At 36.8% G+C, this 12108-nt stretch carries 15 protein-coding genes and 1 pseudogene; 4 read left to right on the top strand and 12 right to left on the bottom strand.

The features are described 5' to 3' along the window. Positions 1 to 189 precede the first annotated feature (189 nt). Together SB775_RS06845 and SB775_RS06840 are read right to left on the bottom strand one after the other, a co-directional pair. Complete coding sequence (locus tag SB775_RS06845; RefSeq protein ID WP_089362136.1) at positions 190 to 462, bottom strand: hypothetical protein; 273 nt, start codon at positions 460 to 462, stop codon at positions 190 to 192. 124 nt (positions 463 to 586) lie between these two features. After that, the gene (locus tag SB775_RS06840) at positions 587 to 721 is read right to left on the bottom strand and encodes a hypothetical protein (RefSeq protein WP_410860981.1); all 135 of its coding nucleotides are present in this window, start codon (positions 719 to 721) and stop codon (positions 587 to 589) included. Between the two features lie 197 nt (positions 722 to 918). Between SB775_RS06840 and SB775_RS06835 the strand changes: the two genes are divergently transcribed. Beyond that, the gene (locus SB775_RS06835; RefSeq protein WP_410860979.1) at positions 919 to 1152 is read left to right on the top strand and encodes a helix-turn-helix domain-containing protein; all 234 of its coding nucleotides are present in this window, start codon (positions 919 to 921) and stop codon (positions 1150 to 1152) included. A 628-nt stretch (positions 1153 to 1780) separates the two neighbouring features. Here SB775_RS06835 and SB775_RS06830 read toward each other — a convergent pair. After that, the gene (locus SB775_RS06830) at positions 1781 to 2629 is read right to left on the bottom strand and encodes a pyridoxamine kinase (protein WP_061463131.1); all 849 of its coding nucleotides are present in this window, start codon (positions 2627 to 2629) and stop codon (positions 1781 to 1783) included. Between the two features lie 209 nt (positions 2630 to 2838). Between SB775_RS06830 and SB775_RS06825 the strand changes: the two genes are divergently transcribed. Then, positions 2839 to 3378 (top strand): ECF transporter S component, encoded by a 540-nt coding sequence (locus SB775_RS06825; RefSeq protein WP_096340597.1) that lies wholly within the window; start codon positions 2839 to 2841, stop codon positions 3376 to 3378. 376 nt (positions 3379 to 3754) lie between these two features. On the opposite strand, the gene SB775_RS06820 is transcribed toward SB775_RS06825, so the two are convergent. The 5 genes and pseudogenes from SB775_RS06820 to SB775_RS06800 form a co-directional block, all read right to left on the bottom strand. Further along, the gene (locus SB775_RS06820; protein ID WP_061463003.1) at positions 3755 to 4099 is read right to left on the bottom strand and encodes a DUF1048 domain-containing protein; all 345 of its coding nucleotides are present in this window, start codon (positions 4097 to 4099) and stop codon (positions 3755 to 3757) included. 18 nt (positions 4100 to 4117) lie between these two features. Next, a complete protein-coding gene (locus SB775_RS06815) occupies positions 4118 to 4495 on the bottom strand; it encodes a DUF1048 domain-containing protein (RefSeq protein WP_057216467.1) in 378 nt (125 codons plus the stop codon). Position 4496: 1 nt separating this feature from the next. Continuing rightward, the gene (locus SB775_RS06810) at positions 4497 to 4820 is read right to left on the bottom strand and encodes a PadR family transcriptional regulator (RefSeq protein WP_089363852.1); all 324 of its coding nucleotides are present in this window, start codon (positions 4818 to 4820) and stop codon (positions 4497 to 4499) included. A 303-nt stretch (positions 4821 to 5123) separates the two neighbouring features. Next, positions 5124 to 5672, bottom strand: a pseudogene (locus SB775_RS06805) (recombinase family protein). 906 nt (positions 5673 to 6578) lie between these two features. Next, entirely contained in the window at positions 6579 to 6827 is a 249-nt protein-coding gene (locus tag SB775_RS06800; protein WP_286140989.1) for a hypothetical protein, read from the bottom strand. 172 nt (positions 6828 to 6999) lie between these two features. On the opposite strand from SB775_RS06800, the gene SB775_RS06795 reads away from it, so the two are divergent. Next, complete coding sequence (locus SB775_RS06795) at positions 7000 to 7155, top strand: DUF3898 domain-containing protein (RefSeq protein WP_176431985.1); 156 nt, start codon at positions 7000 to 7002, stop codon at positions 7153 to 7155. A 590-nt stretch (positions 7156 to 7745) separates the two neighbouring features. Here the strand turns inward: SB775_RS06795 and SB775_RS06790 are convergent. The 3 genes from SB775_RS06790 to SB775_RS06780 all read right to left on the bottom strand — a co-directional run bounded on the left by SB775_RS06790 (position 7746) and on the right by SB775_RS06780 (position 10906). Continuing rightward, on the bottom strand, positions 7746 to 9332 hold the full coding sequence (locus tag SB775_RS06790; protein ID WP_089363854.1) for a phosphodiester glycosidase family protein: 1587 nt from the start codon (positions 9330 to 9332) through the stop codon (positions 7746 to 7748). Positions 9333 to 9613: 281 nt separating this feature from the next. Next, positions 9614 to 10576 carry a peptidoglycan-binding protein gene (locus SB775_RS06785; protein WP_089363855.1) on the bottom strand — a complete coding sequence of 321 codons (963 nt, stop codon included), beginning with the start codon at positions 10574 to 10576 and terminating at the stop codon, positions 9614 to 9616. Positions 10577 to 10696: 120 nt separating this feature from the next. Next, positions 10697 to 10906, bottom strand: coding sequence for a hypothetical protein (locus tag SB775_RS06780; RefSeq protein ID WP_089363856.1), 210 nt, complete (start codon positions 10904 to 10906; stop codon positions 10697 to 10699). Between the two features lie 210 nt (positions 10907 to 11116). Between SB775_RS06780 and SB775_RS06775 the strand changes: the two genes are divergently transcribed. Next, on the top strand, positions 11117 to 11362 hold the full coding sequence (locus tag SB775_RS06775; protein WP_061463079.1) for a ribbon-helix-helix domain-containing protein: 246 nt from the start codon (positions 11117 to 11119) through the stop codon (positions 11360 to 11362). A 359-nt stretch (positions 11363 to 11721) separates the two neighbouring features. Here SB775_RS06775 and SB775_RS06770 read toward each other — a convergent pair whose 3' ends face one another. Beyond that, entirely contained in the window at positions 11722 to 11913 is a 192-nt protein-coding gene (locus tag SB775_RS06770) for an MBL fold metallo-hydrolase (protein ID WP_410860977.1), read from the bottom strand. Positions 11914 to 12108 lie beyond the last annotated feature (195 nt).

Raw genomic sequence — 12108 nt, 5'->3', positions numbered from 1 at the left:
TAGACCTTAAAATACTATTAATACTCTTAAATCTAACTACTAACTTTTGTTAAGTAGTTTCTCCAGTTTGTTTATTTTTTCTAAGTCCTATTTTCAATTAAGAAGTTAAATATATTTTTTAGAAATGCATGCTTATCATGAGCCTAAGTAAATACTGCTACTTAGGCTCTTTTCTTATAGAACTTGTTTTCATACAACTTCACGTTCTGGTATTCCAAAGTTATAAATTTCCCCTTGCCTGCCACGTTTAGGAAGATTCTTTTGCATTTTCTCATAAGATGTTAGCTTCCTCAATGTAGCGAATAACACTTCCACCGTGACTTTTGCAGCTTCTTTATTACCTTTCCTATCGTATTTATCAAGTTGCTTCTTTAACTCGGTAATCTCTAACTCAGTGGCTGTGATAATTTCTTGGAGGACATCATTGGCGAGAGTAATGGAAGGAAGATATCTGTTATTCATTAGTTGATCACCCTGTATTCACAGATGTAGTCAACTGGAGAATCATAAGAAAAGTGTTCTTCATGCCATTGAACCACACCCTCTGATGTTTCTACGTTGTATGTAAACACTTCGCCAGTTCCAGCTACATAATCGTGAAGGTCGTCAATAGTAGCAAGTTTGTATTGGAATATGCTTGCATTTCTTCTTCAAATACAATCCATTGCTCTTGGTTGTCAGTTACGAATACCTTTTTAACCTCAATTGTTTGAGTTGTCATATTATTTATCCCCTTTTGCCTTTCGGCTGTTTTTTGTTTGGATTTTTTCGTTGTCCGTCTTGCTGATAAGTCAACTATACTATATAGTATATATTATATCAACAATAAATTACAATTTTTTCAAATTATCTTTTTATATTCTAGACGATATAGGATATAGTATAATTATATAAGTAAATAAAAGGGGTTGTATGAGAATGAAAACTACAGTAAAGGTCACTCCAAGATTAGGTAAAGTATTGAAGGAAAGAGGAATGACACAAGTTAAATTGAGTGAACTTACAGGAATCCCTCAAGGAAACATTTCAAGGTTTGATAAATTAGAAAGTCATAAGGATACTCATACAGTTTTAATATCCAGAGCATTAGGTATATCTATAGAAGATTTATTTGAAATTGAATTAGTTCAAACTGAAGAAAACCACCAATAGCAATTACTGGTGGTCTTTTGTATAAACAGGAAATTTATTGTAAAAAATATTATTATCACTAGCTTTTCTTTCTTTATTAATTCCCCTTAACTGAGCTGAGGTATATTCCTTAGCTTTTTTCATTCCTCTTCAAGCCAAGGTTTATCGTTAAGTTTACCCTTTTAATAGTTCATAATATAGGTGAGTGAATGCTTTAGCCATTAATTCCATATTAGGCTCATTAGCATAAGTAATTTTACAAGGCGGTCTATCTTCTTTATTTGTTTTTACACTCCATGGAATTTTTGCGTTTTTTAATTCTAAGCAACCTAATTGACGCATTTTCTTTATAATTTCTGATCTATCCTTATCAGGAAATAGAGCTTCTAATTCCTCGATTGTAGATAATATTGTTTTTTCTTCAAGTAATTTTTCTTAATCTTTGTAAAGGTCTATGGAAGTTAAATATTTTCAAACTTTAACGAACATAAATACTGGCTGTTGTGAGGTAAATAGAAAGTTTCCTTATTATTTAAGTGATTTTTTACAATATTCGGCAAAATATAAGTACTATTTGATTTATACAAAAAGCTCGGTTAGTCAAAAAGCCGAGCTTTTGTTACTCTATTTTTTCCATTTTTTAAAGCATTCATAATAACATTCGTAAATATTTTTCGAAGTTAACTCCTTCTACTTTAGAAATTTGCTCCAAGGAGGAATCATTGATAGCCTCTGTCAGGAATGCCACTGCGAGCTGTACGGATTTTTCTAGGTTCTCTCCACGCATCATGCTTCCCATAATCACAGATGCAAATAAATCACCAGTACCTGAATAGCTTTCACCGTTATACTGCGTCGCACTATAAAAGGTTCTACTTCCGTCCAAATACATATTTCCGATAAACTGCTTCTCTGAATCTGCTGACGGTGGATTCATTCCAGTGATGATAACCTGAGCTCCCGTTTCTTGCTGCAACATATTCCCTGCTTCTTCTATCGCTTTAATATAGTCCTCTTCGTTAGAATAGCTATGCAGCTTTTCATAAGACAATCCGGTTAATAAACAGCACTCTGTAACATTTGGTGTAATGACATCTGCACGCTTCACCAGTTCTCTCATAAGTACCAGTAATTCATCGGTAAAAAGTTTATAGACTTCTCCTATATCCCCCATTACTGGATCAACAAGTAAAATGGTTTCTTTTGTATAAAATTTATCTAAAAAATGGAAAATATTATTAATTTGTTCTTCACCAGTAACGAAGCCGGTATAGATTCCATCAAAGGTTACATTAAGCTTGCTCCATTCTTCTATGAAGTATTTCATTTTGGATGTAAAATCTTCACAAAAAAAACTTGGATATCCGGTTTGCGCAGTCAATATGGCCGTTGGTAAAGGGCATGCCTGCACGCCCATGACCGAAAGAACCGGAATTGCAGCTGTTAATGAACATTTTCCAAAAGATGATAAATCCTGTAGTACAGCAACTTTTTTCATAATAACCTCCATATGGCCTATCCACTTTAAACTTTATTTATCTTATCATAAATCAGCTAAAAACAGTCATCCCATCTCTCTTTTCAATACGTATAATATCTGTATTTTTTATCAACTGACCTCATAGTTTTTTAATAAATTGACACTTTTATAGACACCAGTCTTTTGCTAAAATCATAGGAAAATTCTAGTTAGGAAGGTTTACAGATATGCAAAATACACAAAGTTATTCAAGGTCAAGTCAAAAAACTATGGATTTAATTATTACCGCAATGTTGATTGCACTTGTGTTCCTATCTACTTTCTTTTTGAATATTAAACTGCCAATTGCCGCAAATGGAGGGTTAGTTCATCTAGGAACAGCTATGCTTTTTATTGCATCTATTTTATTTGGTCCTAAAAAAGCAGCTCTTGCTGGTGCGATAGGAATGGGGTTATTTGATATAGTTGGAGGGTGGACATTGTGGGCACCTATCACCATTGTGGCGCGTGGTTTGCAAGGATATATAGTTGGTAAAATCGCTTGGTCAAAGGGTCGCAACGGTACTAGCATTGCTTTCAATGTAATAGCAACAATCGTTTCCATTCCATTTATGATAGCTGTTTATTATATTGGTGAAGGGATTCTATACGGTAATTGGATTGCACCTTTAGCTTCGATACCTGGAGATCTCGTTCAAAATATATTAGGAATTATCGTTGCCGTTCCAGTTTGTGTGGCTTTGAAAAAGGTTCCTTATTTTAAGTAAATTCGCTATAAAGATAAACGTCAAGTAGTCCCCAAATACTACATGGATGGTGTATTTGGGGGCTATGTTTTGTTTGCTTCCCTTTTTATCGGTACTCTGCATGCAGAGGGTAAACTAGATGACCACGACAAGACTTTATCTATTTCTTTTTTTCATTCTTAAGTCTTTTAACGTGAGCTCTCTTATTCAGTGGAAATCCATGTAGACTTGGAAAAAGTTGTGGAGGGTTCCCTTTTTAAATCTTTATCTAGCCGGCACATTCGAAGGTATCAGGAAGGTTATCAGAAAAAAGCCCCTCTGTCTTAACAAAAGGAGCGTATTCCGTTGCCACATTATCTTGTTTTCAAAAAAGCTATTCAGTTGGGTTGTTCAACGCTTATTTTTTCTTACCCACACGATTCAGAATGCTTTTGTTCAAATTATTGCGTAACTTATCATCCCATCTTTTCGCTTGGTCGATAAGTCCATTGGCGAATGCAGTCACGTCTTCACCTGTCACTTCCAATACGTCTTTGCCATCTGCCGCACCATCTTCAAACAAATCAATGAGATCATACTGGATTCTCAGCATATCCATGCCGCTTCCAGAGGCGAAACCCCACATATAGTTGCAGATTTTTTTATAGGCTTCTGGGTAGTTGCCTGGCAAAGCTTCCACACGCGCCATCATTTCTTTGTATTCTTTTTTGTCGTCAAGTATCTTTTTGATGAAATTTACCATGATATTTAACCTCCTACCTTATTTTTTATTCGTCCAAATTTTTACTTGCTCTTCAACTCTACTCTCAATTTCTTTTTTCAAATCTACTTGCCCTCCTAATATACTCGCCGATTCTCCATCTAGTTTTGAGAGAGCCATCAATTCATCGGCAAATGCCGCCACGTCTTCACCGGTAACATCTAGCACATGCTTGCCTTCTGCTGCACTAGCTTCAAACAGTTCATACAAATTGATGATTTCTTCACCAAATCCATATCCGAAATTCCACATGTACTTTTGAATCTTTTTGAACACAAATGCGTAATCTTTCGGTAGGGAATTTACTTTTTTCATAAATGCTTTGTATTCCTTCTTGCTTTCTAAATCGCCAATGATTAGCTCGATAAATTTCTTCATATTATTTCTCCCCCTTTAGGGTATTAATTTTTGATGAAACAAAATTCCATTTTCCCCAAAATTGTTCGAGTTCCTCGTGTCCTGCATTATTTAATGAATAAAATTTGCGAGGAGGACCCATTTCAGAACGCTTTTTCTCGAAATTCACTAATTCTTTCTTTTCCAGTCGCACCAAAATGGTGTAGACCGTACCCTCAACAACCTCTGTAAAGCCCATTTCATTGAGACGACGGGTAATCTCGTAGCCGTAAGTATCTCCCCGGCTGATAATTTCCAGCACACAACCTTCCAACACACCTTTGAGCATTTCTGTTAAATTTTCCATAGCATACACCTCCTAAGCTAATAAGTTATACAGGTATTCAGTAATAATGAGTACTGGTATACTGTAATACTATGTAGCGAAGGTGTCAAGTGTGCATTAAAAAAATTATAAATTTAAAAATGTAAATGCGGAATAAGAAAAAGAAAACCAAAATAAAGTATGGATTTCGGTTTATCATTTTTATAAACGATTTAACTTTATTTAAATCGGTACATCTTTTTTTATAAGGTACGACTTTATTTTAAAACTACAACAATGCCACAAGAAAAAAGACGATTAGCTATTGCTAGTCATTTCTTTCACTTAAGCATAAATAGTGGAACGTGGGACACCTGTCATTTTGGCTATATCATTAACGCTTAAACCGTTAGATTCTCTTTCATCATACAGCTATAAAGCCTTCTTAACGTCCTTCTCGTCCTTCCCTTTCCTACCTATATGTTTCCCCCCCTGTGCCTTAGCACGTTCCCTTCCTTCTGCCGTTCTATCTTTAATTAGATCACGTTCAAACTCAGCAATAGCCCCCAGCATAGTAAACATTAGCTTTCCTGATGGTGTACTAAAATCAATCTGTTCTTTGATGAAGACTAAAGCTATTCCCCCTTCTTCTAGTTCCTTAGCAATCTTTTGCAGGTCAAAAGTGGAACGTGCTAATCTATCCAACTTGTAAACAACCAGCTTGTCACCTTCCCTTAAATAGCCCAACGCCTTAGCAAGTTCTTTCCTGTCAGATTTAGCACCACTTTGTTTTTCCATGAATATCTTCTCGCAACCATACTCTTTTAACTTCCCCTCCTGTAAAGCCAAGTCCTGATCTTTAGTTGAAACACGTCCATATCCAATAATAGCCATTATGTGAAACTGAAGTTTAGCTTCCACATACATATTCGTTATGATTTCCTGTTGTCTGGACAAATTCCGAAGGTCTAATAGCTGAATTCCTCTAATTTTATGAGGTTCACCTTTGTAATACAGCACACACAACTGGTACGCATCGATAGCGTCAGTTTTTACCTTCCGTAAACTGGACTTCTTTGCCTGATATGAAATAATCGGATTTAGTAAGATATATAGAATAGAATAGCATGGTAATGCCCTGTAGATTCTAAAATGACCATAGGCATCTACCCTGTCACTTTCTTTTAAAAAGTCAAAAAATGATCTAATTCCTCTTTGATGTCCTTCATTGAAAAGTTCTTCCCACGGTTTAGATTGATCTAAAAATGCCTGAACTTGACTCTCTCCTTTTTGCCACATCCAGACCAACAACTGGATTCATTGTTTTTTTCCCTCCTTTACTTACTAACCAGTACCCCCAGTTCTCCATGCAGTGTCATAGCTTCGCTCATTATACGAGATCTACGTCCAACTAGCCTCAAACATGTTTCTACAAGTAGTGGGTGGACAGTTTAGTTCACGAGATCAAGTCCCGTGCACCCGTACGTCCTATCCTGGCTACTGATATAATAGATTCTATTAAAAAAGTCAACAAACCTTATTAAAGCTAATATAAGTTTTGATATGTATTACGCTACATTCAATTTCATTTGAATCGACAAGTCTTGAATAAAATGACAAAAGGTAATTTATTCGGATCAACACCAGCTAGAAATTCACTAAGATAATGTTCCGCTTCCTTCTCATTCTGTATTAGTAAAATTGATAAAACCACCAATCTTAATGACTGGTGGTTTTTGTGTATTTACAAAAAAGACAAAGTATTTTAAATGAAAAATACTTTGTCCCCCAATTAATATCCTAGAAACGGATGAACACGGCAACTCCGGTTCGCCCGAAGTCAAGGTTCAATACTCGTACAAATCTATTTCCAAGTAAACAACGTAAAGCAGCTCTGTAGGGATCACCAGGAGCCAAAGTGTTAGCACAAGGTGCAGCACTTCCAATCACTGTAGCTTGTACAATTGTACGCTGAGCTAAAGGTATTAACGTAGCTCTTTCCCAAAGGATCGTAACTACATCAACAGATCTAGAACCAGAACCAGACATATAATTCACCTCTTTTCATTGTTAATATATTTAATGCAAATTCAGACAGCTTGGTTCATTCTTTTGTCATGATACACACAAAAAAAGGCGATTTATTATCTGATTATTCAAGAAAAACTCTAGCAACTTATTCAAAAGGAAACGAGCGACAGAAGGAAAATCCAGGAACACTTTGAAATCCAAGTCGTCGAAGCCACTGCCCAGATTGTCGAACAATACATATGAAGCCGAGCTGCGAATGAAACTTGGCAGTACATCTGTCAAAGGACTTCTAGTCGATTTCGGCGATAGTATCCATTTAGGCAAGATTAACGAGAAGTATTATTAATGATTGAAGCCGATACGATTCCGTCGATAAAGGTGTTTCGCCGATTGAATTTCATAGGCCGGATAAATTTATGGAGATTGTGGAGCGGATAGGTTAGTTAATTAGGATTTTTTGGGACTTGTGATCATTATTGTAATCATAAGAACTGTGCCATTTAAACGTTCGTGATCGTTGTGTGATCAAATTTATGCTCTAAAACATGTTAATAAGGGTTTCCTTAAATTTAAATACACTTAAAATATAAAACAAAAAGACAGTGAGCTTATCTTTGCTAACTGTCTTTTCGTTTATGACTAAACATTAAGTTAAAATACACATCCTGTACGTCATAGTCGATTTCTATGGGATTATCCGTAAGCTGTATCCCTTAATTCACTTTTGAAACACTAAAAATCACACCAGCATCTTGATCGTATCGTTTTCACTATTAGGAGTCTCATTTTCTTCTTCCATGGTATCTAATAATTTCATCTTCTGCCTAAGAAATATTAATACTACTAACGTGTTTCCTACTAATTAGACCAATAAAAGTGAAACTGACAACGATTTTTGAACACTTTAAATTGATTTATCTCCTTTACGTCCATCTATTATTCTACTAACAATATTCCGTCGGCAATCGGGCGTTCACCTGCTGCATCAGATGGTCTTGTGACTCGATCATCCCCAACTGTCATGGTAGTCGATCCGCCGCCATCAAGATTGATAGCATCGACGGCACCTAATGACTTCATGACTTTTGCACTTTCTTCAAAATTAGCCCCTACACTCCATCCGGGTGCGCGTCCATCGATCGTGACAAATAATAGATTGCCATTTTCCTTGATTCCAGCAAGTGTTCTAGGGTTACGACGTTCCCCAAAACGATAATAAAACCCAGGATCTTCTTCCCAGTGAAAGCCTTCCTCTACGGAATTAATGGAAATTTCTCCATTTTCCAACAATCGAGGACCTCCGTTAATCATGCTTGTGGTTTGGTCTAATTTTAATAGCTTTCCATCCCCGATGATTTCACTCTTCACCTGAATCTTCATCCCTTGTTGAGCATGGTCATGAAGCCACTCTGCTGCTTCCCCCGTTCCTGTAAGAATAGAACCACTGCTTGGAATGTCTCCCCTACGCTGGTTATGAATTTCCACCACTTCTCCGGCATGATTTACTACCACTTCCACACCGTCGCCCGATTCTGTCTTTTCTCCAAATATGGAAGTATATTGGATAAATTCACTTTCATCCTTACAAGTAAAATCATGTTTCGGCCGTTCTGTTGTCATATCTCCTCCAACACCGCCACAATTGCGGATTAATCCTGGCTTCCGATTTAATCCATCCACTTCCCTAACCGCTCCATCAGATGAAGTAGCCTGAATTGACGTGGAAACAGATGCAATTTTTGCCTTATCATCATCAGAAGATAAAATCAGAGCTGAACGGCCATTAATCGCTTCACTGACAAGTTGACCATTGCTTGCGAATATACCGGCAAGATCGCCTGGTGTACCATCATTCTCTCCTACAACAAAGTATCCGGCATTAACTCCTGCAATGGCAACATTTCTGTCAGCCATATGGGTCAATGTTTCTTTCCCTGTCACTGCATCATTTGCTAATTCTGGCACCACATGCCCTTGAAATCGTTCCTGATCCACTTCTAGGACGTTTACTACCCATGGTCCTGTTGTTTTCTCTCCGTCCTCACCCGTATACACATTCCTTAGACCTGTATATCCCTTAGCCGATAATTGTTTTCTCATTTCCGTTGCATCCGCTTCCAGCTGATATTGGCCGATGCGAACAATGTATCCAAGTGGTCCTTTTTCCAGATCATCCATGGCCCGATCCGGTTCCCGAATGATACGAGCATTTCTGAAACCATCTCTCTTTAAATTTCCCAACAATTTCTTTGCCTGTTTCTGTGTTTCTACAAATGTCACATCCACTGTGTAAAAGTCTTTAGAAGATGTTTCACCACGAATGATTTTGGTATACATCACTCCTGGTGCTGGATTCATAGAAGTTCTTTTCTCTTGCAAATTAGGCGTTCCAAGCGGAAGCACATGATTTTTCATATGCACTTGTGATTGAACTGGAGTTTCTGGAATGGCATTTACAATCATCACAGCAGTTAGACTAATAGAGGCGATAGGTAAAAAAGGCTTTTTCCACATTTTCATCATTTTTTTCCTCCAATAAAGTTATTTCCTCCTTTAACTTTATTGTCTAAATATGATGGAAAATTAACAGGACTATTATATTTCAATCAATTTTAAGTGAATGAAAATGAGCATATATACTCGATAAATATTACAATTCAAATTTGTAAAAGGACTAATTTTCTTATACTTCGATTCTTAAACGATTGGGATATATTTACTTTTTAAAAAAACTTCTTCTATAAAAATCATTTTTCATTCAAACAAAAAAAGCCCTCATATTTTAAGGCTTTTTACTAAGCTAATCATCCAAATAATTTCGCAAAGGTATTTTCACCGGCAATACCGTCAGCTGATATTCCCTTGGCCCTTTGAAATGCCTTCACCGCTATCTCCGTTCCGTTTCCAAAGATACCATCTATACCATGTGGATTATGTCCTTCTAAATAAAGTGCAGCTTGAAGGATATAGGTGATATTCCCTTTCGCCCCTTTCCTAACATTAGGTGTAGCCGCTTTTGTTTGGGGTCCCCATATTCCATCCACATTAATCTTTGCACCATATTGTTTATTCAATTCGGTTTGAAAACCCTTTATCAGCGCTTTTTTAGTATTAGGTCCATAATAACCATCCACATCTATTTTTGCATTATACCGGCTATTTAATGTCCTTTGAATGGACTTGATAGTCTGAGTGCCAGTATCCTTTGTAGGCGTATTTTTTACAATGACATCCGATTCGACTTGTGTTGCTGGTGGAGTGGTTCCATTCACTTTTGATATCAGTTTAGGCCTTGTTCCCGCTTTTAACTGAGAATAAGTTAGTCCACCCGTCATATCCAAGTGCGGATAATCTTTAAAGCTTGACCAATCCCCGCCCCAAGTAAAGCCCAAGGATTTACCAATGTCCGCTACCCGTTTCCATTTGGCATCAATTGTCCAAATGGCATTCTTTCCATCATCGCTGACTATGAAATAATCAATGGCTAGTCCATAGTTATGGTAAGATTGACCTGGCGTCGCATTCGTCACTCTCGGTTTCGATAAATCACTATAGTTTTTTCCATCATAGATATAACCTAGGCGACCTTGACCATATAGCTTTGCTTGCTCTTCCATAGACCGATAACCTGCGCTGATTTGCACATAAATGCCTTCTTGGTATGCCTGTTTGACCATTTCCAATGCTGACTCTTTAACGACTGGATGAATTCCGCTGCCCATATTCTTTTCCGAACGATCCAATAAAGTTTCTAATTTAACAGTCAATTAAATCACCTCCTAATATGTTATGGTGCTTATTAGGAAATGCTTGTACACCACCTTGACGTTCCAAAAAATCCAGTGAAATAAAAGAAGCGCATCCCAATGGATTGCGCTTTTTGCCTATTATAAAGGCCTATTTTGATCTTCTTTACCGTTACCTATAACTCTTATCAATTCATCAAGCTTTTCATTTCTTTCCTGATCTGCTTTTGTCTTGGCATTGATGAATTTTATCACCTTAATTACAAAGTAAATGCTTAAAAAAAGAAGTCCCAGATAAAATAAAATCGGTATGATTGCAAATAGCCCGATTAAACTGCCGGCTTGGCTCATAAATAATTCCTCCTTTAAGTAAAATATAGTATTATTATACATTAAAGACAGGATAAGAAGGAATCGGACACAAAAATCACCCAGCTATCAACATACTTCGCCAATCGATATAACCAGCTTTCAATTATTTTATTAATGTCCATATTTTTGCCTTCCAATCCTCTCCATCATTAAATGGAGCTATTAAAGCTGAAAGGGGAATGCAAACAAATGAACGAAGGTAGAGATCCGTTCGTTTCTTCACTCGCTTCTAATTTAAACATGCGGCTCACTCGTTTAGCAGAAGAAAGGGATATCCCACTGGAAAGATTGCTGGATAAATCAGTCGAATTGTTACTAGAATATATGGAAGACAATGAATTAATCAATGACCATGTTAAGTTTAACAATGTTGAGGCCATAAATAAAAATAATGAAATCATTCAGCAAAGCAGGAAAATCCTAGAGAAAGATTAGCTCTAAAACACTCGGCCCTTACGGTTGGGTGTTTTTTCATCTGCTTATGACTCTCATCAGTTTTTTAACTACCGTGTGTCTCCACTGACAACTTTACCATGAACTGCGTACTCAATTAAAAAAGGGCAGCCACTAGGACTGCCCCTGTAGAACAACTGCCTTACAGTTTAATGGTGCTTTTTCTTGCATTTTTTACATTTACAACGCTTTCCGGGCACCCATACTTTACTGGGGTCATTATTCTCAAAACATTTTTCTACATAACAACAATATATTTCCATCCCAACACCCTCCTTACTATTGTATATGCATGGACTTATCGAAGGTGTGGACAAGTTGCTAAAAGTTTAGAAGGGGATTCATTTTACATGGTTCTGTACAATCTCCCATGTATGTGGGAGCAAACTGAAATCTCCCCAAGTTTTATGACCTGGAATAACGATTTTCGCATCCTTATATACATTCATTAAATTCTTCATCGTATTTGGCCACGCTTCCATGTTAGCTTCATCAATGATCCCGGAATTCTTTTTTTCCAGCGCGAAAATCATATCTCCAAATAATAAATTATACTTTGGAAGTATGGGCTTCTCCTAGGAATTATGTTTCGATTTTCATATTTCCAACTCTTAGAGTTGTTGGTCCCCCTGCGAGGGATACTTGTTCCACACTTATTCGTTTAGGTATTTCTTTTTTACCTAGTTCGTCACCTATATTTTTTAACGTGGTTTTTCCTGATCTCGCGA

The organism is Peribacillus sp. SIMBA_075, from assembly GCF_046534585.1.
The sequence above is the reverse complement of the archived record's forward strand: the minus strand, read 5'-3'. Positions and strand labels throughout refer to the sequence as shown.